We start from the raw sequence: 22,230 nt of genomic DNA on the forward strand, positions 1-22,230 counted from the left end.
AACTACCGCCGCTCAGCACCAGCCCACTCTACAAACCGACCTGCAAGAATAGCCGCAGTTGGGGAAAAGTCCTCAATTTAGCGTCAAATTTTTCCTTTATGTCCAATTTTGTCCTCCGCAGCCGTTATGTAGTACTGCCCGATGGCGAGCGCCCGGCCACGCTTATCGTGCAGGCGGGGCGCATTGCGGCCGTGCTGCCCCACGACTACGATGCCAGTGCCGCCGGCCCGGCGCTCGACCTGGGCGACGCGGCCATTCTGCCCGGCGTCATCGACCCGCACGTGCACCTCAACGAGCCTGGCCGTACCGAGTGGGAGGGCTTCGACACCGGCACCCGCGCCGCGCTGGCCGGTGGCCTTACCACCCTGGTAGACATGCCGTTGAACTCGGCGCCGGTTACGACTTCAGTTGAAAATCTACGCATCAAGCAAGCCGCCACCCAGGGTCAGCTGCACACCAACGTGGGCTTCTGGGGCGGCCTCGTGCCCGGCAACGCCGACCAAATCGAGCCGCTTATTGCGGCCGGCGTGCTGGGCTTCAAGACGTTTCTGACCCACTCGGGCATCGACGAATTTCCGAATGCCACGGAGGCCGATTTGCGCCGCGCAATGCCCGTTCTGGCCCGCCACGGCCGGCCGCTGCTGGTGCACTGCGAGCTATCGGAGGAGAATGAGGCGTGGAAGAAGGGCGACACCCGCTCGTACCCGAACTACCTGGCTTCGCGCCCCAAAAGCTGGGAAGACGAGGCCATTAAGCTGATGATTCGGCTCTGCGCCGAGTATGGCTGCCCAGTGCACATCGTGCATTTGTCGTCGGCCAGCTCGCTAACGGCCATTGCCGAAGCGAAGGCCCAGGGCCTGCCGCTGACGGTGGAAACCGGTCAGCACTACCTGTTTTTCAACGCCGAAGACATCGCCGACGGCCAGACGCAGTTTAAGTGCGCGCCGCCCATCCGGGAGCGAGCCAACAACGAGCAGCTGTGGCAGGCGCTGCAAAGCGGCCTCATCGACTTCGTGGCCACCGACCACTCGCCCGCGCCACCCGACCTCAAGCAGCTGGCCAGCGGCGATTTTGCTATGGCCTGGGGCGGCATCGCCTCGCTGCAGCTGGCGCTGCCCGTGCTCTGGACCGCCGCGCGCCGGCGCGGCGCTACGCTATCCGATTTGGCCCGCTGGCTCAGTGCCAACCCGGCCCGGCTCATCGGCCAAAGCCAGCGCAAAGGCCAGCTTGCCAAAGGCTACGACGCCGACCTGTTGGTACTGGCTCCCGAGGCTACCTTCACCGTTACCGAAGCGCTGCTGCACCACCGCCACAAGGTGTCGCCCTACCTGGGCCGTGAGCTGACGGGCGTAGTGACGCACACCTTTTTGGCCGGCGAGGAAGTTTTTCGGCATCCTGATTTTCTGCATTTGAACCGGGGCCACTTGCTGACGCGGTAAGCTGCATATTTGCAGCTTCGCCCCTGCCGAGTCCGGCGAATACATAGCATATTTTCTATAAATGTCCGATTACCCCACCCGCACCGCGCACATTCTCAGCCGCATCGACGAGCTGGCCGCCATCAGTGAAGACGCCACGGGCGCTACCGTCACGCGCCGCTTTGGTACGCCGGCCTTCGTGCGCGGCCGCGACCTGGTGCAGGGCTGGTTTGAGGCCGCGGGCCTCGAAACCCGGCTCGATGGCATCGGCAACCTGCGCGGGCGGCTGGCCAGCCGGCAGCCGGGCGCCAAAACCTTCGTGCTGGCCTCGCACATCGACACCGTGGTGAACGCCGGTAAATATGATGGCCCGCTAGGCGTATTGATGGGGCTTGATTTGGTGGAAAATATTATTCAGCAAGGCGTTGAGCTGCCATTCCACCTGGAGCTTATCGCCTTCAGCGATGAGGAAGGCGTGCGCTTTCATACCACCTACCTGGGCAGCAGGGTCGTGACCGGCGCTTTTGAGCCCACCCTTTTACAACGAGTTGATGCCGATGGCATCACCCTGGCCCAGGCCATTGCTGAGATGGGCGGCAACGCCGGCAGCCTCGCCGCCGACGCCCTGCCCGCCGCCGAGTGGCTGGGCTACTTCGAGCTGCACATCGAGCAGGGGCCGGTGCTGTGGGAAAGCAAAGTGCCCATCGCGCTGGTCACGGCCATTGCCGGGCAGCAGCGCGTGGAGCTGACCTGGCAGGGCATGGCCGGCCACGCCGGCACGGTGCCCATGGCCCTGCGCCAGGATGCGCTGGCCGCCGCCGCCGAGTTTGTGCTGGCGGCCGAAAGCTTTGCGCTAGCCCACGGCCAGAGCCTGGTAGCTACCGTGGGCCAGCTGCGCATTCCGTATTCGGCCAGCAATGTTATTCCCGGCCAGGTCATTCATAGCCTCGACCTGCGCAGCCCCGACGCCGGCCAGCTCGCCGCCGCCTACGCCGACTTACAAACCCAGGCCGAGGCCATTGCCGCCCGGCGCGGCGTGGCGCTGCACTGGCAATTGGTGCAGGCCACCGCGCCCGTAGCCTGCGACCGCGAGCTGAACCGCCTGCTCGGCCAGGCCATCGCGGCCAGCGGCTACGAGGTCGACGGCCTGGTGAGCGGCGCCGGCCACGACGCCGTGCCCGCCTCGGCCGTGGCGCCGGCCACGATGGCATTTATCCGTTGCTACAAAGGCATCAGTCACAATCCGTTGGAGAACGTGGAGGCGGCTGATGTGGCCGCTGCGCTGGCAGTGGCCGAGCGGTTTCTTTTGGAATTAAAAATTAAAAATGAAGAGGTAAAAATGGCCTGAGAGGAAGGGCTAACGCCGCGTCTGCCGCTGGTTTTTACCTCAGACAGGTCCACTATTCTTTGCCAAAATTTTTTAACTTTTAATTCATAATTTTTAATTCAACCTCCTATGCAGCTAGGCTCTACCACCCGCTCCGTCACCCGGCGCAACCACGCCATCATCGCGCCCGACGGCTACATCAACAGCAACGTGCCCGGCTGGACGGGCGGCACCGTCAACGTCATCATCAACGAGCAGATGGGGGCCCGCCTCTGCCAGACGCTCGTCATGCTCACCGACGCCGGCCAGCTGACGGGCGAAACCCAGGCATCGCAGATTTTTTTCTACGTGGTGCAGGGCCAGGTGCAGGCCACCATCGGCGACGACAGCCGGATTCTGACGGTGGGCAAGTTTGTATACGTGCCTATCGGCCAAAGCTATACCTTCAAAAACCCGACGGCTAATACCCAGATTCTTACTTTTCACAAAGTGTATGAGCCGCTGGCGGGCCACGCCACCCCTGGCGTGTGCTGGGGCGAAAAGGACGACAGCAAAGCCCCCGTGTACATGAACGACGAGGCGCTGCGTATTCAGGAGCTGCTGCCCAACGAGCTGGGTTTCGATATGGCCGTCAACATCTTCACCTACCAGCCCGGCGGCAACCTGCCGATGGTCGAGACCCACATCATGGAGCACGGCCTGCTCTACTTGCAGGGCCAGGCCATCTACATGCTCGACCAGCAGTGGTACCCGGTGCAGAAAGGTGATTCCATCTGGATGGCGCCCTTCTGCCAGCAGTGGGCCGCTTCCATCGGCAAGGAGCCGTCGGTGTACATCTATTATAAGAATGTGAACCGCTTTCCGACGGTGGTGTAGCGTGGACTCTGCGAGTCTGCGCGTTGCCCAGCCAGAACGCCAGCTTTTGATTACGTTCCCCACGCGCGGACTCGCAGAGTCCACGCTACTGCTTATGACTCTTTCCGACCTCAACGCCCTCTCCCCCGCCGCCCGCGCCGAGGCCCTGGCTACCTGCTGCGGCGCCACGGCCTGGGTAGCTGCGCTGGACCAACAGTTTCCCTTCGATTCAGCAGCCGCACTCTACGAGGCAGCCGAGCGCACCTGGTATAATCTCTCCGAAGCCGACTGGCGCGAGGCTTTTACGCACCACCCCAAAATTGGCGACGTAAAGGCGCTGCAAGTAAAGTTTGCCAGCACCGCCACCTGGGCAGCCGGCGAGCAGGGCGCGGTAAAGCAGGCTTCGCAAGAAACGCTGGCGGCGCTGGCGGCCGGTAACGAGGCTTACGAGCTGAAATTCGGCTACATCTTCATTGTCTGCGCCACGGGCAAGTCGGCGGATGAAATGCTGGCGCTGCTGCAAGCCCGGCTGCCGCACGAGCCCAACCAGGAAATCCACGTTGCCATGGGCGAGCAGGCCAAAATCACGCGCTTGCGCCTCGAAAAACTACTCGCATGAGCCAGCTTACTACCCACATTCTCGACACTACCCAGGGCCGGCCGGCGGCGGGCGTCACCATTGCGCTGTACGAGCCGGCCGGCGGCGACTGGCGTGAAACCGCGCGCGGCACTACCAACGACGACGGGCGAATTCCCGACCTGCTGCCCGCAGAAAAAATCCTGGCTCCCGGCGTGTATAAACTCAAATTCTTCACCCAGGAATACTTCGAGCGCACCGGCCTGTCGCATTTTTATCCTTTCGTAGAAATCTGCTTTACCGTGGCCGATGCTGCGCACTACCACGTACCGCTGCTGCTTAACCCATTCGGCTACAGCACCTACCGCGGCTCCTGAACACTATTCTTCTGCGCTTCCTCAGCGAAACCTTCTGCGCCCTCTGCGGTGAAACCACCCTTATGAAACTCAGCCTCCCGGACTCCGACAAAACGGCCCTGCTCGACCAGCTCGGCGTGGCCAACCTGGCCTTCCAAAAAACCTACCCCGGCGACCGCCCCGACCGCCAGCCCGTGCACACCGTGTACGGCGGTGCCAACCTTTTCAAGGCCGATACCTGCGTGCGCATGGGCGAAATTGCCCTGCGCAACCTCCAGACTTACGCCCCCAATTTCGTAGAATTGGCGCGGGTGCTCCAGCTGACCGGCCACGAGCACCTGCCCACCCTCGAAAAAGACATCCACGACCTCACCGCCTACCTCGACAAGCTGCCGGCCGACCAGCGCCGCCAGCAGCCCGCCTGGCTGGCCTACACTGTCTACAACAAGATGGTGCAGAAGCTCAAAGCCGAAGCGGTCGAAGATTTCCGTATTGATTTTGAGGATGGCTTCGGCAACCGGCCCGATGCCGAGGAAGATGTCACCGCCGTGCAGGCTGCCCACGAAGTAGCCAGGGGCATGGAGCAGGGCACGCTTTCGCCCTTCATCGGCATCCGCATCAAGCCCTTTACCGAGGACCTTAAAGCGCGCGGCGTGCGCACCCTCGACATTTTCCTGACTACGTTGCTCGAAGCTACCGGCGGCAAGCTGCCAAATAACTTCGTGGTGATGCTGCCCAAAGTGACCATCCCCGAGCAGATGACCACGATGGTGCGCTTCTTCGAGCTGCTGGAAAAGGCTAACAACCTGGCGCCCGGCACCCTGAAGATGGAAACGATGGTGGAAGCCACCCAGATTGTGATGGACGATGAGGGCCGCAACCCGCTCATGCGCATTATCCGGGCCAGCGAGGGGCGCTGCATTGCGGCGCACTTCGGCACCTACGACTACACTGCCTCGGCCGGCATCACGGCCAAGTACCAGACCATGGCGCACCCCGTCTGCGACTTTGCCCACCACATGACCAAGGTGGCGCTCGGCGGCACCGGCATCTTCCTCTCCGATGGCGCTACCAACGTGATGCCCATCGGCCCGCACCGCGGTGATAACCTGACGTTTGCGCAGCTGCGCGAAAACCAGGAAGCCGTGCACAGCGGCTGGCGCCAGGCCTACCACCACACCATGCACTCGCTCATCAATGGTCTCTACCAGGGCTGGGACCTGAACCCCGCGCAGCTGCCCATGCGCTACGCGGCCACCTACAATTTCTTCCTCAGCTCCTACGAAGGCGCCGTGCACCGCCTCAAAACCTTCGTGGACCGCGCCGCCATCTCTACCCTCACCGGCGATATCTTCGACGACGCCGCCACCGGCCAGGGCCTGCTCAATTTTTTCCTCAAAGCCCTGAACTGCGGCGCCATCTCGGCAGAAGACATCGTGCCCACCGGCCTCACCATTGAGGAGATTGAGACGCGCTCGTTTTACCGGATTTTGGCAGGGCGTCGGCGCAAGGCGTAATTAGCCAGTCAGATAGCAGAAATCAAAAAGAACGTCATGCTGAGGTTGTCGAAGCATGACGTTCCTGTTGGTGCAGTTTTAGCCTGCTACTGTCTGCTTTGCCATAATAACTTCCGGGTACAACCCACCCAACACCCGCTCGGGCGTCATGGGGGCCACCAGCGGCAGGGCCATGCCCGGCTGAAATGCCCGCACCGCGTCGCGCAGGGCGAAGTAGGCGCCGATGCCGTACATGAGCGGCGGCTCGCCCACGGCCTTGGCGCGCAGGATGGCATTGGGGTGGCCGGGCGTGTCGAGGAAGTGCACGTCGAGTACGGCGGGTACCGCGTAGAGGTCAGGTATCTTGTAGCTGTTCAGCGAGTTGCTGAGCAGGCGGCCTTCGTCGTTGTAGCTCACTTCTTCCAGCGTCATCCAGCCAATGCCCTGCACGACGCCGCCCTCAATCTGGCCGCGGTCGATGGCCGGGCTGAAGCTCTGGCCGAAATCGTGGGCAATCTGCACGCGGTCGATGGTGTAGGTGCCGCGCAGGCAATCGACGGTGGCGGTGGTAAGGGCCGTGCCGTACACGTGGTAGGCAAACGGATGGCCCTGCTCCACGCTGGCGTCGAAATGCACGCCGGGCGTGGCGTAGTGGGCGTTTTCGGTGAGGGCCACTCGGCGCACGAAGGCGCTGCTCACCAGCTTTTCCCAGGTGGTTTCGGCCGGAATGCCGGCGGCCAGCACCTGCTCGTTTTCGATAGTAATACCTTCGTAATCAACTCGAAACTCGGTACTGGCGTGGCGCAGCAGGCGCTCGCGCAGGGCCAGGCAGGCTAGCTGGGTGGCCCTGCCGTTGAGGTCGGCGGTGGCGCTGGCGGCGCTGGGCGAGGTATTGGCGACGCGGGTAGTATTAGTGCTCTCGATTTTAATGCGGTTAATCGAAATGCCCAGCGTGCGGGCCGCCACCTGCGCGATTTTGGTGTTCACGCCCTGCCCCATCTCCACCGCGCCGGTGCTGATGCCCACCGAGCCATCGGTGTAGATGTGCACCAGCGCCCGCGTCTGGTTCATAAAGGTCTTGGTGAACGAGATGCCGAAGCAGATGGGCATCACGGCCAGGCCTTTTTTAAATATAGTATTTCTTGAATTAAAGGCCGCGATTTCCGCCCGCTGCTTTGCCAGGTCAAACAGCTCGGCGGCCGTGTCCCAGGCCTGCTCGGCGTGGCAGCCCTCGGCCGGCTGGCGGTACGGAAACCGGTCGCCCTCGCGCAGCAGGTTGCGGCGCTGAATATCGCTGGGCAGCACGCCCAGCGCCTCGGCCGCCCTGGTAATGGCCGACTCGATGACGAACATGCCCTGCGGCCCGCCGAAGCCCCGGAAGGCCGTATTGGGCGGCAGATTGGTGCGGCACGAGTTGGCCGTGGCCGTGACGTTCGGGATATAGTAGGCGTTGGTGGTATGGAAAAGCGTGCGCTCCAGCACGGCCGGCGAGAGGTCGGCGGCGGCCCCGGCATTCTGGTAGTAGGTCACCTCGTAGGCCAGGATTTTTAGGTCCTTGCTCAGCCCGATTTTGAAGTCGGACGAGTACGGATGGCGCTTGCCGGTCATGCGCATGTCGGCCATGCGGTCGAGCACCAGCTTCACCGGCTTTTTCACCAGAAAAGTGCCCAGCGCGGCCAGGCAGCCCCAGGGCGTGGCTTGGTCTTCCTTGCCGCCAAAGCCGCCTCCCAGGCGCGTCACGTCCACTTCTACCTGGTGCATGCCCACGCCCAGCACCACGGCGCAGTGGCGCTGCACGGCCGTCGGCCCCTGGGTCGAGGAAATGATTTTAACGCCGCCCAGCTCGGTTGGGAAGGCGTAGGCGCCCTGCGTTTCGATGTATAAATGCTCCTGCCCGCCGCTCTCGGCCACCCCTTCAAACACATAGTCGCACTGCGCAAACGCGCCGGCCGAGTCGCCGATGCGAAACGTGCGCGGCGGCACTATCAGCTCGCCCTGCGCGGCCGCCCGGCGCGGGTCGGTAACGACGGGCAGCGGCGAAATATCGATTTTTATGAATTTAAGCGCGGCGTGGGCCTGGGCCTCGGTGCGGGCCAGCACCAGCGCCACCGGCTGCCCCCGAAAATGTACGTGGCCCTCGGCCAGCAGCGGCTCGTCGGGCACGATGCCGCCAATCTGGTTGCGGCCCGGAATATCGGCGGCCGTGAGAATACGCACCACGCCGGGCGCTTTTTGCGCCGCGTCGAGGTCAAGACTATTTAAAATACCATGCGCCAGCGGCGACTCATACACCGCGGCGTAAAGCGTGCCCTGCTGCACCGGCACGTCATCAAGGTACTGCGATTCGCCGCGCACGTGGCGCTGGGGGTCGAGGTGGTTCATGGCTAGCCTTTTTTAGTAACTCGCATGTTATGCTGAGCTTGTCGAAGCTCTCTACCGTGCCGCCAGGGTATCGTTCGGTAGAGCTGCTTCGGCAAGCTCAGCAGGACGTTCTTTATTATTCACCGACCTACCTCAACTCCGCCAGCGTCATTGCCGGCGCGAAGCGCAGGAAATGCGCAAACAGCAGTTGCCGCAGCAGCAGACGTTTATAAGCCGCCGTGCCGCGCACGTCGCTAATCGGGCTGATTTCTGCCTGCATCACCGCATTGGCACCGGCCACCGTGTCGGCGCTTAGCGGGCGGCCCAGCAGGTACTCGCCGGTGCGGGCCAGCAGCAGCGGCACCGGCCCTACCCCGCCGGCCGAGACGCGGGCGGCCGTAATTACGTCGTTTTCGACCCGCAGCCAGGCGGCGGTATTCACGCTGGCAATGTCGAGGTGCGTGCGCTTGGATACCTTTTCGAAGTTGAAGAAATCGCCGGCCAGCGGCGCCGGGAAGCTGATTTCGGTTACCTGCTCATCGGCCGCCTTCGCCAGCTTTTTGTAGCCCAGGTACAGCCCGGCCAGCGGCAGCGAGCGGTTGGCGCCGGCCGCGTCGGCCAGCGTAGTTTCGGCACCCAGCGCCAGAAACAATATGGTCAAATCGCCAATGGGTGAAGCATTTACGAAGTTGCCGGCCACCGTACCCATGTTGCGGATGGGCGTACTCGACACCAGCTTGAGGTAGTCGGGCAGGCGCGGCAGCAGGCCGCGCATCACCTCCGACTCCAGCAACTGGCTGGCCGTGGTGGCGGCGCCCAGCACTACGCGGCCCTCGTGCTGGCGCACGCCGCGCCGGCCGTGGTCGAAGAGCAGGCGCACGGGCTGCTGGCGCAGCTCGTCGAGGCGCTGCACCAATAGGTCGGTGCCACCCGACAAGAGGGGATGGGTAAAAGGCTGACTGGCCGAATGCTGGCCGTTCTGGCTTTGCGCGTGGCCGTTGGGCGAGGTCGAAACGGGCGCGGCGCCGGCGTCGTGGCCGTTGGCAGCGGGCGACGGCGCCGTGCCCGTTTCGGCGCGCAGGGCGGCCAGGCGGGCGGGTATTTCGGTAAAGTAGGCGGGCACGAACTGCTTTTCACTCAGCCACTTTACACTATCCGTGGCGGGCCGTGCGGCCAGCTCGGCGGTAAGGCGGGCGGCGGCGCGCTCCAGGCTCTTGTAGCCCGTGCAGCGGCAGATATTGCCGTCGATGGCGGCGCGGGTGCTGCTCGCGGTAGCCGGCTTATCGCTGAGACTGTGGCCGGTGAGCGACAGCACGAAGCCCACCGTGCAGAAGCCGCACTGCGCGCCGTTTTGGTCCACAATGGCCTGCTGCACCGGCGTAAGCTGCCCGCCGGCCGGGTTGATGCCCTCCACCGTGACGACGTGCTTGCCGTGCACGTTGCCGAGCGGCGTGAGGCAGCTCGTCATGCTCTGGTAGGCAAGGCGTTGGCCATCTTCGGCCAGCTCGCCCACCAGCACGGTGCAGGCCCCGCAGTCGCCCTCGCGGCAGCCGATTTTGGTGCCCGTCAGGTGCTCATGGTAGCGCACAAAATCGAGCAAAGCGCTGGCGGCTGGCTCGGCCGTATGGACTGGCTGGTCGTTGAGGTAGAAGGAAATCATGTCCTGGTTTGCTTATCCAAGGCGGACAAACGAACGGGTAAGATAGTGCAGATAGTAATTTTAGCCAAAATCCTGCGCTTTACAAATACCTTTATAGCACTCCAACGGCCGTGTAAACTTCTATTTCTAGCACCGCGTTTAAGTAGTATTAATTTTTATCTGGGTCAGCACTATGAGCTTTGTTGCCAATCCTCTTCAACAGTTGCTAAGGCAGGGTCGCACTGCGTTACGCCCAGAGGATATTAAAGCGTATGGCGTTCAGCGCTTTATGGAAGAGTATGCAGCTCGTGGGCCACTACCAATTCCTAATCTGCACTTTACACAAGAAGATAATCAGCGTATGGACCAACTTCTAGCTGACGAGCGCCAAAACGACAGCGATGTTTCTTGATACCAATCTGATTATCCAACATATTCGCCGAGAGGAAACGCTTCCTGCCCGCACTTTACTATCGGTTATCGTAGCTGGTGAGCTAGAAGCTTTTGCCTTAAAGGCAGCTTGGGGCCCGCAAAAGACAAACTTTCTGCAACAAATCCGACAGCAGTTTCCCCCTATTGAAGTGTCGGACCAACTGCTTCAGCCCTACGCTTACCTGGATGCTTATAGCCAGGGCAAATTGACGCAACAGCCGTTACCAGTTGGTACCTCCTCCCGAAATATGGGAAAGAATGACCTGTGGATTGCAGCGACAGCCTTGTATTTCGGCGTGGAATTGCATACCACTGACCATGACTTTGACCACCTGTGGGCCGTTGGCTTACAGGTCATTAAACCTTAAAACAGCACCGCCACCTGCATCCGGCCCGTGTGCACCACGCTGGAGCCGCTGGCTTTACGGCCATCATAAGCCACGTTGATATTCAGGCCATTAGCCAACCGCTGTTCCAGGTTGAGGTTCCAGGTGTAGTTGGTGCCGGGGCGCAGGGCCTGCAATATTTCGAGGCCTACTACGGAATTCTGGGCGTTGGCATCGCCCGAAAAGGCTACCCGCGTGACGTGCGTAGCCACCGTAAGCGTGCGCTTGCTGACCTGGCTGAGGCGGGTTTCGAGGCCCAGGTCGTCGAAGGTAGCCTTGGTATCGTTGGGCACGTCGGCCTGGCCGGTGTGGTCGAGTACGTCGTGCTTGTTGGTGTGCAGCAGTGAGCCGGTGAGGCGTAACATGGGGCTGGGCTGGTAGCTGATTTCGGGCTGCACGGTGTAGATGAGCAGCCGGAAATTGCGCGCCGCCGAGTACGAGGCCTGGGCCTCGCGCACGTCGCGGGCGGTGGTGAGGCGGCCCGTAAACGACTGCGCCAGCGTGCGGCGCAGCAGCAGGCTTTGAGTGGTAAGGTTGCGCAGGTCGAAGCCTTCGGTAAGCAGGGTTTTCTGCTGGGTTTGCTGCACGGTCAGCTCGGCCCCGAATATAGGGTTTGCTCTATTAAAGTACAGCGTATTCCGCAACAGCTGATTGAAAGCCAATAGCTTGTCATCTTGCTTATTAAAGCTAAACGGGTTGAGGCGCGAGCCCAGGTCGGGGCTGGTGGTGCGGCGGTCTACCGTGGCGCTGCTGATGCTGCTGAGCCGGGCCAGCCCGGCACGCCAGCTGCCGGCCTCGCGCCAGCCGCGGGGCGCGTTCACGGTGAGGCGATAGCTGAGGCGGTTCTGGTAGGCGGTGAGGTAATCGTTGGTGGGCAGGTACACCTTAATGTAGGTACGGTACTGGGCATCAGGGGTCTGGGCTTCCAGAAACTCGTCCTTGTCCTGCACGCCGTTGTGGTTGAGGTCGCCGGCGTAGTAGTGGGTGCCCTGCCCGGCCGGCACGGCCAGAAACGAAAAGTCGCGCCGTAGCTCGCGGCCGGTTTGCACGCTGTAGCTCAGCTCGGAGCGAATTTGGTTTTGCAGGAAGCTGACGTTGTGGTCTATTTTGCCCAGAATATTACGCTGGCGGGCGCTGTCGGGGGTACTCACCAAGTTCACGTCGCGGTAGGTAGCAACAATACGCAGGTCCTGGGTTTTGCTGATACGGGTGGTCAGGTTGCCCTGCACCGTCTGCGACTGGTTGTGAATAGCGAGGTTATCCTGCTCGGCGGTGGGTGTGCGGTCGCGCCGGAAGCTGTAGTTGAGGCTGTAGCGGGTGCGGCCGGTGTCGGGGGTTTGCAGAAAGAAGGTGTGCTCGTCAAAATAATTAGCCGAGCGAATGGTATCGCCCCGCGGGGAGATAACCTTGTTTTTATCAAACCGATAGGTGTAGCCCGGAATAAGCCGCCCGCCACCGTAGCGCACGCTGGCCTCGCCCCGTGCCCAGTCGGAATGGTAGCGCCCGGCCTGCGAATTGAGTAAGAACAAGGAGCCGCGCATTTCGAGCCGGCCCACCTGCTGGGCTACGTCGACCCACTGCTGCACCCCACTCACCTCGCCGGGCCGGTAGCGGCGGCTCACGCGGTAGTTCACGGCGTGGTTGGCGTCGCGGCTCAGCCCAATGGCAAAGTTGAATATATTATCCTCACGGGCATCGGTGGTGGTGGCGTTGGCGGTGCTGGGGGCGCTCCAGTTGCGGTCGAACTCAATATCGCGGTAGCGGTCGATGGGCGCAAATTTGGGGGCCGTGTACTCGTAATCGAGGGCCGAGCGGAGGCGGTATTTCTGCAGCGCAGCCGGCACCCAGGCCGGCAGGGCCCGGTCTTGCACGGTGTAGCCCACGCGCATGGCCTGGCCTTTGTCTTCGGTGCCTACCGCAAAGCGGTTGCGCTGCAGCTGCGAGCTGGCCAGGTCCACAAACACCGCGGCCGACCGGTCGAGCTGGTAGGTAGCCCCGGCGGTTACCATCTGCTTGAGCAGTGGCGTGGGCAAAATCCGCACGGCCTTGTAATCGCCCAGGTTAGTGCCGACGTACTTATAGACCCGGCCGTTCGCGTTTACGTCAGTGGTACTCAGCGCATAATCACCCGTATTGGCCGCTACTTGCGTAAAGCGCACCGTGTACACCCCGCGGAGCGAGTCGGTGGCATACACAAACGCATAGGTTCGCAGCCCCGTGCCGGCATCGACCTGGGCCACGCGGTGGTATTGCACCAGGGTGTGGTTGAAGGCTGCCGAATCGGCCCCCGGTGCCTGCACCGACGACACGTTGCCGGCACTGCGCAGCAGCTGCTGGTCCTGGGCCGAGAGCGTGAGGTTGGCCAGGTTATCGGGGCTGTCGGCCTCCTGGTAATAGTTGCCGCGCACATTCAGCTTCCCCACCTGCTGGTAGTGGCTGATGGTGTAGAGGGAGCGCGAATAGTTGAGGTCGGAATATTCAAAATCGACCTTCAGGCGCGTATTAGCCGTGATGAGGTGGCGCGGCGAAAACGTAATTTCCGCCAGGTTGTAGTCAATAACATAGTCGAAGTCGAAGCCTCGCGTCTGCAGCCGGCCATCGAGGTACACGCGCTCCGAGCCAGCCAGCACAATGATAAACTGCTCGCCGTTGGGGCCGGTGAGGCGGTACGGCCCCTGCACGTTGTCGAGGGGCTTCACGTCGAGGCTGGCAAACTTGCCCTTGGCCACCCCGCCCGCTACCAGCGTCGAGGAGCGAATCTGGCCCTGCTTGTCGCGCACAACCACGCTGGCAGCCCCGGCCGGCGGGGCTGTAGGCAGCACTTGGCCGGGCGGTACGGCAGCCGTGGGCGGCGTAAGCGGCGCGCTGGCCGCACCCTGAGGCGCAGCGCTGTTATTGGTCACGCCGTTGGTGTAGGTGGTAAAGGACGAGGGCGGCGCATTGCTGACGCTGTTGTTGGTGGTGCCAGCCTGCAGCGGCTGCGGGCCGGGCGCCCCCAGATTGGCCTCAATGGCGGCCCCTTGAATATTTTTATAGTAGCGCAAAAAATAATCGGGCTTGTTGCGCAGCACCACGTCGCCGGCCGTCAGGTTCCACTGCGGGCCGGTGAGGGTAATATAGATTTTATCGAATTGCTGCAGCGTCTGGGTGTTGCCTTCGGGCTGAAAAGGCACGTTCTGGTCGGAAATAGCGGCCGTGAGGTGAATATTTTCGGTCAGCTGCCCCTCCAGCTGTAAGTTCAGCGCCGAGTTCACGAACACGTTCTGGGTATTGCCAAAAGAAATCCCCCTGGACAGATTGCCCGTTTTGCTAATGCCCGGCGTGCTCAGTATCTGCTCTTTCTGCGAAAAATCCTGCGCGCCCAGCATGGGGCGGTCGCGAAAGTCGATGCTGTCCATGAGCCGGCGCGGGCGGCGGTAGCGCGCCCGCAGCAGCGGCAGCGGCAGCACCCGGTAGCAGAGCAGCACCGAGTCGGGCCGGCCCACGCCATTGCTATCGCGCGGGGCCGGGCGCACCAGCTGGTAGCGGTCGGTGCGCGGGTCGTAGCCGACCGCCTGGCCATTGGCCGTTACCGAAGCCGGCACAATCGTGAGCGTATCACTCAGCGTAAAACTCGTAGTATCACGGCCGATGGCCAGGCGCTGATAACGGCAGCGCCTAGTATTGGGCGGGGCGGGCTCGGCGGCCGGGCGGGCTGCTTTAGGGGCCGGCGCGGCGGGCGGCGGGCCGGGCTGCTGGGCCCGGGCGGGTGTCGCCAAACCCAACACCGCTACCAGCAGAGCCACAAGGGCGAAGCAGAAGCGGTAGCGTTGGGTCATAGAGTAAAGTTCGGCAGCAGCAGGCGCACAACGTTACGCTGCCCCCTTTGGTACGCCCCCTAACCCCGATTGCTGAATAGCCTGGCCCGACTACTCGCTACTACTCACCGATTACCCGCACTTATGGGCTTACAGCCTTGCGCTCCCGAAAAAAGAAAGCGTTGGCTCCAGCGGCTATTTACCGATGCCATGCCCAAAAAATAAGCGGACGAAGCTGCGCAGCTTCGTCCGCTTATTCCGGGTTAACAGCCTCCGAAAGTTGGCAAAGGCTAGGGGTTGCTGGTTGCCAGGGCGGCTTCATTGGCAGCGGCCTTTTCATCAAGTTGCAGCAGCAGATGAAATTGACTGGGCGTAAGCACCTTACCCACAGCGGCATAGTAGCGGTAATCAACCTCTTCATAAGCTGCCGCAGCGGCGGTGCCCGACACAAAGAGCAAGTGGCTCAACACGTCGTTGGCATCGAGGCGGGCCAGCAGCGCGGCTTGTAGCGCGTGTACCTGCCGACCCTTCAGCTGGAGGGCATCGGCCAGGAAATCGGCCTGCTGCTGCGCCTGCTGCGCAACCGTTGCGGCCGGCGACTCGGCCAGCCCCAGGTCTTGTGCCTGCGCCCCCCGGCTGCTTAGCAGCAGGAAGCCCGCCAGGAGGATACCAGAGAGGAAGCGTAAGTAAGTTAACATAGCGAAGCGGAGAGACGAATAAGTAACTGGACCAAAACTACCCTGCTTGCTCTCAGCTTACTTTATGCCCTTAGCAGATGGCAGTATTTACTAGCCCAATAAACCATACGGCTCGGTGAGCCTGTGAGTTTTCTCGCCCAACCGCGCTATCCGGCCAGCGGCAGCTCAATAAAGAAGGTGGTGCCCACGCCCACTTCGGTCTCAAACCACAGGTGCCCGCCCGCGCCCTCAATCCCCCGCTTGGCTACCGCCAGCCCGATACCCGAGCCGGTGAGCTTGGTGGTAAAATTGGGCCGGAATATCTTTTCACGCACCTCCTCGGCAATACCAGCCCCGTTGTCGGTAATTGTAATGATGATTTTGCCGGTGCCTTCCGCCCGCAGGCTTACCTGCTGGCGCGGCGCGCGGCCACCTGGCACCGCCTGGCGAGCATTCAGCAGCAGGTTATTGAAGGTGCGCACCAGCAGGCTTTCATCGGCAAAAACCGTATACGTGCCATCGGGCGGCAGCTCTAGGTACAGCTCGCCCTTCTCATCGCCATCGTTTTGCCGAAACAAGTCGGCGCAGTGGCGCAGCACCGCCACCACATCGAGGCGGGTGGGACGCATGGCGGGCAGGTTGGTAAAGGTGCTAAAAGAGGTAGCGATATCTGAAAGCACATCAATCTGCGTAATAAGCGTTTGGGAAATGCGCCCAATCAGCTCTTCCGCGTTGGGCCGGCGCTCCGATATAGCCTTTTGCAGATATTGCAGACTCAGCTTCATGGGCGTGAGCGGGTTCTTGATTTCGTGGGCTACCTGCCGGGCCATCTCGCGCCAGGCCGCCTCTTTTTCCTGGGCCGCCAGCTCGCGCTTACTGGCCTCCAGCTTGCGCAGCATCGAGTTGTACTCGCTCACCAGCAAGCCAATTTCGTCGTCGCTCGAATGGTAGTCGAGCAGCTCGTTCTCGCCGGTGAGCGTGGTGCGCGTCAGGCGCTGGGTTAGCAGCTTGAGCGGGGCCGTAAGCTGGCGCGTGGCCACAAAAGCCAGCCCCAGAAACACCAGAAACATGAGCGTAAAGATGTTCAGGATGGTCGTAAAAAGTTCCGTCAGCTTGCTGTCCAGCTCTTTCTGCGAGTCGAAAAACGGAATGCCTACGTAGCCCAGCACCGGCCCCGATGGGCCATCGACACTGGCCGCCCGCACGGGCAGGTACAGCGAGTTGAACGAAAGCGAGCCCGCCCGCTCGGTAAGCAGCGTCCGGCTCAGCCCGCGCTCACGCAGCTCTACCAGGGCCTGCGGGTTGAGCAGCGGCCCCAGCAGCCCGGCCTCAAAAATGAGGGGCTGCGAGCTCACCAGCAGCTGCCCGCGTGAGTCGTACAGGTTAAGGTCGGTTTCGGTGAGGGCCGCCACGTTGTGGGCCAGCGCCTGAAGCACCGGCCGGGCCGTCGTATCGGTAAGCTGGTCGCGGCGGCGGAGCAGGCTTTCGAGCGCAATGCGGCCGCGGCGCTCGTAGGTGCGGTGCAAATCGCGGCGGTAGCCCGATATTACCTGGCTGGCCGTAGCCACGCTCACCACCAGCAGCGGAAGAAGAATACCCAGATTGAGCAGCAGCTGAATGCGGGCGCTGAAATTGAACTGCACGCCCCAGCCTTCGCGGCGCAGCAGCAGGTAGGCCCCACCCACCAGCAGCCACACCAGCACATTGAGCAGCAGCTGAAAAGAAAAGTTGGAAAACCAGTCGGCCACCGAGTAGGTACTGGTAGTTACGACGACCACCCGCCGGCCACTGGCGTCACGCATCGCCAGGTGGTGAAAGTCACTGACTATCAGGCCATTTTGATACAACCGCTGGTCGCGCAGCAAAGCGGCTGGCAAGCGGTTGGCATAGTCGAAGTCGCCTTCGCTGTACACCAGCCGCCCCTTGGCATAGCCGGCATAGCTGAGGTCTGCCGCCAGGCCCGGCTGAAAAAACTTCTGGTCGACCAGCAGCTCGGGCAGCACGCTGTAGCTGGCTAGCTGCTTCAGGCTCAGCGTGAGCAGAATGGTGCCAACCGGCGCGGGAGGCCCTATGCCGCCCGGCGCGGGCTGCGTCACGGGTACCACCGCCACGTAGCGGCGCGAGCTAAATGAATTATCCGATTTGAGCAGGTATACGCCTTCCTGGTCGGTAGGCGTAGCCGTGCGCGAGAGCAGCAAGCGCGTCTGGTTGAAGGTCAGGGTATCATCGGCTTCGCCGCCCACGGGTTGCCCGCTGGGGTCAAACAGGTCTACCGACTCTTCGTATTTATCAAAATAGCTGCGCAGGTACTGCCGCTCGATGCGCCGCCGGATGGCCTCGGTGCGCACCGGCGTTGTGGTAAACAGGCGGGCAACCAGGGGGTCGCTGGCCAGCCGGCGCAACCGCTGCCCCAGCAGGAATTCTCCCTGCAAATCATTATCAACTAAGAGATTGGTAGCCAGCCGCTGCTTATCCAGCAAGAGCTGGTGCTCAAACTGCCCGTATAACGCCGCCGCGCCGGTAGCCGAGGCCAGCCCCAGCAGCAACAGAAACAGCAAATAGGCGGGGCCACGCTGCACCGGCCGCCCGGCCAGCTGCCCGAGGCGCGCCAGCACCAGGTACAGACAAGCCATGCCCGCCAGCAGCAGGTAGCCCCGATGCAGCCCGCCACCCAGGCCCAGCAGCAGCACGGCCAGGCTGCCCCCACCCCACAGCAGCAGGCGGCGCGGCAGGCGGCGCAGGTCGGGCAGCAACAGCTCCGTACAGAGGTAAAAGCCAGTTACGAAAGCCGCCGTGTGCAGCAGTACCGCCAGCAGCAGTACCAGCCGGAACCCACTCACCTGCATGCTCTGCGTAATATCAAGGCTAAGCTGATTATTACTAAACGCACTACAGTAGTAGCTATATAAGGACCCCAGCGAAACTATAAACCCCGCCAGGGCAGGTAGCCCCCAGCGCCCGGCCGGCGCCCGGCCGGCCCGTGCTGGCAGCTCGTAGTGATGGCTCATCAGCACCAGGCTACCCGCCAGCAGCACGGCCAGCAGGCCATTGAGCAGCAAGTCGCCCAGCGAAGGGGCCCAGCCCGACACGGCATACACCCGCGGGTCGAACAGGGGCAGCTCCAGCCAAGCGTAAGGCAGCCCCAGATACAGCAGCACGAGCCGTAGCACCAGCGGCGTGCCCGCCAGCACTACCAGGGCCAACGCCACCTGCCCCTGCTGCCACCAGCGGCGCACCAGCCCCAGCCAGCCCACCGTATAAAAAGCAATACCCAGCACGAGCAGTGCCAGCGGCAGCAAGCGCCCGGCTAAGGCATTACCCGGCAGCTGCACCACCGAAAACAGGTATTGCCCCTGTGTATCGACCAGGGCAGCCACCAGCCCGTTGGCGGCGTTGGGCTGCACCGGCGCGGCCCGTACCTGCACCTCCATCCCTTGCAGCAGGGCCGGCGCGGCTCCCTCACGCAAGTAGCGGTTGCTAATGCCGTAGTGCCGGGCCAGGGGCACGTAAACCAGCACCACCACCGGCCCCAGGGCCCGGCGCACTACTAAAAACTCGCCCAGCGTCGTTTCAGTAAGCCGCTCGGCCCGGGGGTCGGCCAGCTCCGCGCTGGTGGGCTCGGGGCCCGAGGCCGACCAGCCGGCTATCTGCCCATTCACGGCCACAAAGGTCGGGTAAGAGCACTCCGTCAGCAGGCGGCTGAAATCGGGGGCGGCCGGAGGCTGGCACTCTAGTGCTACGCGCCCGGCCTCGCGCCCGGCCGTAGCGGCGGCCTGGTTTACCAGGTTTTGCAGGTGAGCTGCGTTGGGCGAAAGCAGGCTGTTATCCGAAAACTGCCCATAGTTATTTGCCAGCCAGCTGCCCACAAAGCTTAGCAGTGCCAGCAGCAGCAGCACCAGCGGCCAGGAGCGAGCAAACGAAAATCGAACCGGCAACAAAGACAAAGCAGAAAATTAAAGGCTAACGTGGGCAGCCCGACAAAAACCAGGCCGGCCAACTACTGCAAGCTACTGCCGGATACCGGCTTTAGCCCAGGCCACAAGCATAAAAAAACCGTTGGCCCAGCTATAAGGCCGGGCCAACGGTTGCTGCACTCAATTTCGGCTTAAAACTTGGCCGGCCGCTTCGGATGCGTGCGACGGTACCAGAAGAAGCCTACGGCTCCCATCAAAATGTAAGGCACCGTCATCATGTACACAATGCCTTTGTTGAGGCCTGCTACGTCGTAGTCATCTTTCTCAGCCCGAGCGGCTTCCACCTGGCTTTTGCACATTACGCACTGGGCGGCGGCAGGCAGTACGGTAGCCAGGGCCATAAAGCTCAGCACCAGCCCTAAAATTATTTTTTTCATATATATTATTAAATTAATTAATTGACCTTAGACTACCGGGTAATACGGCGCAATCATGAAATATACGATGACGCCCGTTACCGAGACGTAAAGCCAAATGGGAAAGGTCCACCGGGCAATGCGCTTATGCTTGGTGTACTGGCCGGTCAGCGCGAAGTATAAGGTAAAGAGAACCAAGGCCACCGTGACGGCGGCCAGGCTGATGTGCGTGAGCAGCAACAGAAAATAAATGGCTTTCACTGCCCCAACACCGCCAAAATGCGTGCTCTCGACCTGCGAGTGGTAGGCGACGTAAGAAATTAAAAACAAGCCGCCCAGCGCGAAAGCCGTGCCCATGGCCGTGCGGTGTGCCAGCACGTTTTTCTGCCTGATAAAGTAAAAGCCGGTCAGTAACGCTACGGCCGTTAGCGAGTTGAGGGCGGCATTGACCGCGGGCAGCGCGTGCAGATACACATCGGCCCCCTGAATGCGGAAGATATTTTTGAAGTAAAACAGCACGGCTACCAGCAGCGGTACTACTACGCCCAGCGTCCCCAGAATAACCTTATACTTGGTATAGTCGCCGGGCTCCAGCACAGGCGGGTGTAGCTGCTCAGTCGCGGTTGTCATAGCTATAAAGCAAAACGTTGAGTTCGGTAATCAGGCGCTCGACCTCGTATTTGTCGGTGGCGTCGTAGTAGCCCCGCACATGCTGGGCTTTATCTAGCAACAACAGCCGGCCGGGCAGCAGGTTCGCGGGTTCGGTAGCGGGCCGAAAGGGAAAGTGCTCGGGCCGCAGGGCAGTTTGGCCAAACTCGTACTGCGCCAGCTGCCGCAGCGTGTCGGCCGGGGCTGCTGCAATCAGCCATTTACCGCTTATGGTGCCGTACTGTTCGCTTAGCTTTTCAAGCTGCGCATCGGTAGCGGCAGTACTGGCGGCAGTGGGCACCAGCGTAACCATCCGCACCCGGGGTTCGGGCCGGAACCGCTCCTGAATGCGGGCCAGCACGCGAGCAGCCGGCGCACCTGCTTCGCCGGGCGCGTAAAACTGCACTACATACATGCCTTGGCCCAGCTCTGCGCTCGTCAGCGTGCGCCCGCCCACTGTGCGCAGGCGAAACGGCCGTACCCGGTGAAAAACAGTATCGCGCTGCCACCCTCCAGCCGAGGTGCGGACCGAGTCCGCCCGCTCGGGCAAGTAGGTTGGCAGCGCGTAATGATTGCGGCCAAAGCCGTATAGGAATAAGAACGCCAGCACCGGCACCAGCAACAGCAGGCCCAGCAAGATAGTCTGGCGTGGTCGCATCCTGCTTTAGCTGCTAAACATGTGCGAAAGGACTTCGCCTACGTACGAGCCTTCCGTTACGAGGGCCACTACCAGCCACACCAGCAGCGCCGTCGGTATCAGAATCGTCCAGATAAGACTCTTTACCTCGTGTTTCAGGTGCATAAACTCTCCCACAATAAAGAAAGCCTTGAGCAGCGTCATCACGATGAAGATACTATTGCGGAACGTCCGCAGGCCCGGCGAGGTCATCGAGAAGGCAATGGCAAACTCTATTGCCGTGATAACAACCAGAATCCAGAAGGTCTTCCAAATCCAGGCGGTATTGGGCTTGGGAATTTCACCGGTAAAGGCGCTTTGTTCGGTAGCAGCGTGAGCAGACATATAGTTTAAAGTCAGGAGTTATGAATTAGGAGTTATGAGTCTGACTCTAGCAGTTGAAAGGCCAACTCATAACCCTTAACTCATAATTTTTAACTCAATTAAACGAGGTAGAAGAACGTGAAGACAAATACCCATACCAGGTCTACGAAGTGCCAGTAGAGGCCGATTTTCTCAATCATCTCGTAATGACCGCGCTTTTCAAAGGTGCCGTTGGTGGTAGCGATAAAGCACCATACCAGCAGGCAAACCCCCGAAAATACGTGGGTACCGTGGAAGCCGGTAATAAAGAAGAACAGGTCGCCAAACAGCGGCGGGCCGTACTGATTCATCACCAGGTTAGCACCGTGAAAGATGGTGCCATCGGCCATGCGCGTGCCCTCTTCGTGGCCACCGATAAAGTGGGTCCACTCAATGGCCTGGCTGCAGAGAAACATGCTGCCAAACAAAATGGTCCACAACAGCCACTTCTGCACATCAGCCTTGTCCATCCGGTGGCCGGCCTCTACGGCCAGTACCATCGTTACGGAGCTGAAAATAAGAATCATGGTCATCAGCGCCACGAACGCCAGCGGCAGGTCTACGCCATGCATACCGGGAAAGGCATTAAATACCTTTTCCGGGATTGGCCAATGCGCGGTGCTAAAGAAAAAGTCCTTTGCCTGCCCCGTGAATACCCCGTGCTTGTGGCGAATGAGGCCGTAGGCCGTCAGAAATGCGCCGAAAGTGAAGGTATCCGAGAGCAGGAAAATCCACATCATCAGCTTGCCGTAGCTTGCCTTGAAGGGTTCATTGCCGCCGTCCCAGGTGCCGGTGCGGGGGGCATCGACGTAGGCGGCAGAGGCAGCGGTGGGCTGCAAAGTAGTGGAGTGGGCCATAACGGACAACAGATGGACAGGCGGGCTTTACGCCA

At 61.5% G+C, this 22,230-nt stretch carries 18 protein-coding genes; 8 read left to right on the plus strand and 10 right to left on the minus strand.

The window, feature by feature from the left end; genetic code table 11:
* The first annotated feature begins 98 nt into the window (after positions 1–98).
* The 6 genes from allB to F6X24_RS00305 all read left to right on the plus strand — a co-directional run bounded on the left by allB (position 99) and on the right by F6X24_RS00305 (position 6,050).
* Positions 99–1,439 (plus strand): allantoinase AllB, encoded by a 1,341-nt coding sequence (gene allB / locus F6X24_RS00280; RefSeq protein WP_151085729.1) that lies wholly within the window; start codon positions 99–101, stop codon positions 1,437–1,439.
* A 61-nt stretch (positions 1,440–1,500) separates the two neighbouring features.
* Positions 1,501–2,766: a M20 family metallo-hydrolase gene (locus F6X24_RS00285; RefSeq protein ID WP_151085730.1), complete on the plus strand. Its 1,266-nt coding sequence runs from the start codon at positions 1,501–1,503 to the stop codon at positions 2,764–2,766.
* A 108-nt stretch (positions 2,767–2,874) separates the two neighbouring features.
* Positions 2,875–3,621 (plus strand): (S)-ureidoglycine aminohydrolase, encoded by a 747-nt coding sequence (allE, locus tag F6X24_RS00290; protein ID WP_151085731.1) that lies wholly within the window; start codon positions 2,875–2,877, stop codon positions 3,619–3,621.
* A gap of 94 nt (positions 3,622–3,715) precedes the next feature.
* On the plus strand, positions 3,716–4,219 hold the full coding sequence (gene uraD / locus F6X24_RS00295; protein WP_151085732.1) for a 2-oxo-4-hydroxy-4-carboxy-5-ureidoimidazoline decarboxylase: 504 nt from the start codon (positions 3,716–3,718) through the stop codon (positions 4,217–4,219).
* Positions 4,216–4,554 carry a hydroxyisourate hydrolase gene (uraH, locus tag F6X24_RS00300; protein WP_151085733.1) on the plus strand — a complete coding sequence of 113 codons (339 nt, stop codon included), beginning with the start codon at positions 4,216–4,218 and terminating at the stop codon, positions 4,552–4,554. Before uraD ends, uraH begins: the two co-directional genes overlap by 4 nt.
* Before the next feature lie 62 nt (positions 4,555–4,616).
* Positions 4,617–6,050 (plus strand): DUF6986 family protein, encoded by a 1,434-nt coding sequence (locus F6X24_RS00305; protein WP_151085734.1) that lies wholly within the window; start codon positions 4,617–4,619, stop codon positions 6,048–6,050.
* Between the two features lie 78 nt (positions 6,051–6,128).
* On the opposite strand, the gene F6X24_RS00310 is transcribed toward F6X24_RS00305, so the two are convergent.
* The gene (locus F6X24_RS00310; protein ID WP_151085735.1) at positions 6,129–8,411 is read right to left on the minus strand and encodes a xanthine dehydrogenase molybdopterin binding subunit; all 2,283 of its coding nucleotides are present in this window, start codon (positions 8,409–8,411) and stop codon (positions 6,129–6,131) included.
* A gap of 127 nt (positions 8,412–8,538) precedes the next feature.
* Positions 8,539–10,050 carry an FAD binding domain-containing protein gene (locus tag F6X24_RS00315; RefSeq protein WP_151085736.1) on the minus strand — a complete coding sequence of 504 codons (1,512 nt, stop codon included), beginning with the start codon at positions 10,048–10,050 and terminating at the stop codon, positions 8,539–8,541.
* 172 nt (positions 10,051–10,222) lie between these two features.
* Between F6X24_RS00315 and F6X24_RS00320 the strand changes: the two genes are divergently transcribed.
* Both F6X24_RS00320 and F6X24_RS00325 read left to right on the plus strand, forming a co-directional pair.
* Positions 10,223–10,441: a hypothetical protein gene (locus F6X24_RS00320; RefSeq protein WP_151085737.1), complete on the plus strand. Its 219-nt coding sequence runs from the start codon at positions 10,223–10,225 to the stop codon at positions 10,439–10,441.
* Positions 10,431–10,829, plus strand: a complete 399-nt coding sequence (locus F6X24_RS00325) for a PIN domain-containing protein (RefSeq protein WP_151085738.1) — start codon at positions 10,431–10,433, stop codon at positions 10,827–10,829. Before F6X24_RS00320 ends, F6X24_RS00325 begins: the two co-directional genes overlap by 11 nt.
* Here the strand turns inward: F6X24_RS00325 and F6X24_RS00330 are convergent.
* The 8 genes from F6X24_RS00330 to F6X24_RS00365 all read right to left on the minus strand — a co-directional run bounded on the left by F6X24_RS00330 (position 10,826) and on the right by F6X24_RS00365 (position 22,195).
* Positions 10,826–14,665, minus strand: coding sequence for a RodZ family helix-turn-helix domain-containing protein (locus F6X24_RS00330; protein WP_151085739.1), 3,840 nt, complete (start codon positions 14,663–14,665; stop codon positions 10,826–10,828). The two genes, F6X24_RS00325 and F6X24_RS00330, sit on opposite strands and share 4 nt — an antisense overlap.
* Positions 14,666–14,934: 269 nt before the next feature.
* Positions 14,935–15,342, minus strand: coding sequence for a hypothetical protein (locus tag F6X24_RS00335; RefSeq protein WP_151085740.1), 408 nt, complete (start codon positions 15,340–15,342; stop codon positions 14,935–14,937).
* A gap of 146 nt (positions 15,343–15,488) precedes the next feature.
* A complete protein-coding gene (locus F6X24_RS00340) occupies positions 15,489–19,265 on the minus strand; it encodes a sensor histidine kinase (RefSeq protein ID WP_151085741.1) in 3,777 nt (1,258 codons plus the stop codon).
* Positions 19,266–19,426: 161 nt separating this feature from the next.
* Complete coding sequence (locus tag F6X24_RS00345) at positions 19,427–19,672, minus strand: hypothetical protein (RefSeq protein WP_151085742.1); 246 nt, start codon at positions 19,670–19,672, stop codon at positions 19,427–19,429.
* 27 nt (positions 19,673–19,699) lie between these two features.
* A complete protein-coding gene (locus tag F6X24_RS00350; RefSeq protein ID WP_151085743.1) occupies positions 19,700–20,281 on the minus strand; it encodes a DUF420 domain-containing protein in 582 nt (193 codons plus the stop codon).
* The gene (locus tag F6X24_RS00355) at positions 20,265–20,957 is read right to left on the minus strand and encodes a hypothetical protein (RefSeq protein WP_151085744.1); all 693 of its coding nucleotides are present in this window, start codon (positions 20,955–20,957) and stop codon (positions 20,265–20,267) included. The genes F6X24_RS00350 and F6X24_RS00355 overlap by 17 nt, the downstream gene beginning before the upstream one ends.
* 6 nt (positions 20,958–20,963) lie before the next feature.
* Positions 20,964–21,320 carry a cytochrome C oxidase subunit IV family protein gene (locus tag F6X24_RS00360; protein ID WP_151085745.1) on the minus strand — a complete coding sequence of 119 codons (357 nt, stop codon included), beginning with the start codon at positions 21,318–21,320 and terminating at the stop codon, positions 20,964–20,966.
* 98 nt (positions 21,321–21,418) lie between these two features.
* Positions 21,419–22,195, minus strand: coding sequence for a cytochrome c oxidase subunit 3 (locus tag F6X24_RS00365; protein WP_151085746.1), 777 nt, complete (start codon positions 22,193–22,195; stop codon positions 21,419–21,421).
* Positions 22,196–22,230: the final 35 nt, after the last annotated feature.

Origin of the sequence: Hymenobacter baengnokdamensis (assembly GCF_008728635.1) — a bacterium.
Lineage (GTDB): Bacteria > Bacteroidota > Bacteroidia > Cytophagales > Hymenobacteraceae > Hymenobacter > Hymenobacter baengnokdamensis.